2 protein-coding genes are annotated in these 1,707 nt (G+C 74.3%); one reads left to right on the top strand and one right to left on the bottom strand.

The genetic code is table 11. The features are described from left to right. The first annotated feature begins 20 nt into the window (after positions 1-20). Complete coding sequence (locus AOK03_RS37600) at positions 21-872, top strand: NAD(P)-dependent oxidoreductase (RefSeq protein ID WP_425264448.1); 852 nt, start codon at positions 21-23, stop codon at positions 870-872. On the opposite strand, the gene AOK03_RS37595 is transcribed toward AOK03_RS37600, so the two are convergent. Continuing rightward, positions 847-1,707 (bottom strand): oxidoreductase (locus tag AOK03_RS37595; protein WP_055569858.1); only part of this gene is annotated, 861 nt, incomplete at its 5' end. The genes AOK03_RS37600 and AOK03_RS37595 overlap by 26 nt on opposite strands.

The raw sequence follows: 1,707 nt of genomic DNA, 5'->3' as shown, positions 1-1,707 counted from the left end.
CCCCCGCCCCGGTCACCGTCCTGGGACTCGGCCCCATGGGCAGGGCCCTCGCCGCCGCGTTCCTGGCCGCCGGGGTGCCGACCACCGTGTGGAACCGGACGCCCGGGCGGGACGGCGAGCTGGTCGAACGCGGTGCGCTCAGAGCCCGCACCGCCGAAGAGGCCGTCTCCGCGAGCCCGTTGACCGTCGTCTGCGTCGTCAACTACGACGCGTCGGACGCCGTCCTGCGCGATGACGCCGTCACCCGTGCGCTCAAGGGGCGCACCGTGGTGAACCTCAGCGCCGACACCCCTGACCGGGCCAGGTCGGCCGCGAGCTGGGCGGCCGCGCACGGAGTGCGGTACCTGGACGGCGCGATCATGACTCCGACCACGACCATCGGAACGCCGCACGGGGTCTTCATCCACAGCGGTGAGGCCGCGCTCTACGAAGAGCACCGCCCCGCCCTCGAAGCGCTGGGCGGCACCCACACCCACCTCGGCGAGGACATCGGCAGGGCGGCGGCGTACGACGTGGCGCTGCTCGACATCTTCTGGACGGCGATGACCGGGTACATGCACGCCCTGGCGGTGGCGAAGGCCGAGGGCATCTCGGCCCGGGAGCTGGCCCCGTTCGCGGCGGGCATCGGCGCGATCCTCCCGGAGGCCTTCCAGGAGTCCGCGGAGGAGGTGGACAACGGCACGTACTCCGGGGAAGGCAACCCGATCACGTCGGCCGCGTCGACCATGGCCCACGTCATCCACACCTCCGAGGGCCACGGCATCGACGCGGGCGTCATGCGCGCCGCCGAGGGCCTGGTCCGCCGGGTCATCGGGGAGGGCCACGGCACCGACGGACCGACCCGGATCACCGAGCTGCTCGGCCGCCGCTGAGGGTCGGGTAGTCGGTGTAGCCCGCCGCCCCGCCCTCGTACATCAGGCCCTTGTCCCGCGGGGCGTTGAGCGGCGCGCCGAGGCGCATCCGCTCGACCAGGTCGGGGTTGGCGAGGAAGGCGCGGCCCAGCGAGACGAGGTCCGCCCCCGCGGCCAGCAGCCGCTCGCCCGCGGCCCGGCCACCGTCGGCGGGCAGCGGACCGCCCCAGCCGAGGACGGGGTTGGCGACGAGCGTGCCGGGCCAGCTCGCGCGGAGCTGCCGGAAGAGGTCGCTGTCCGGGTCGGCGAAGACGACGTGGAGGTAGGCGAGGTCGCCGATGTCCTTGAGCGCGTCGACGAGCCGGGGATAGATGTCCTCGGTGTCGCCCTCCTCGATGCCGTTGACGGTGATGCCGGGCGCGATGCGCACGCCGACGCGCTCGGCGTCGATCTCGTCGGCGACGGCGCGGACGACCTCGACGACGAAGCGGATGCGGTGGGCGACCGGGCCGCCGTAGGCGTCGGTGCGGTGGTTGGTGTTCCGCGCGAGGAACTGCTGGAGGAGGTAGCCGTTCGCCGCGTGGACCTCGACCCCGGCGAAGCCCGCGTCGACGGCGCGGCGGGCGGCGGCCGCGAAGTCGGCGACCGTCCCGTGGATCTCGTCGAGGGTCATCTCCCGCGGAGTGACCGCCGGTTGGGGGCCGGTCGGGGTGTGGACGGTGTCCGGAAGCGGGATCGGGGAGGGGGCGACGGGCGTGAGCCCGCTGTTGTCCGGGTGCCCGACGCGGCCGCCGTGCTGGATCTGTAGGAACATCCGCCCGCCCGCGTCGCGCACGGCGTCGGTCACCCGCCGCCA

It is taken from the genome of Streptomyces atriruber, assembly GCF_001418325.1.
In the GTDB taxonomy this organism is placed as follows: Bacteria; Actinomycetota; Actinomycetes; order Streptomycetales; family Streptomycetaceae; genus Streptomyces; species Streptomyces atriruber.
The sequence above is the reverse complement of the archived record's forward strand: the minus strand, read 5'-3'. Positions and strand labels throughout refer to the sequence as shown.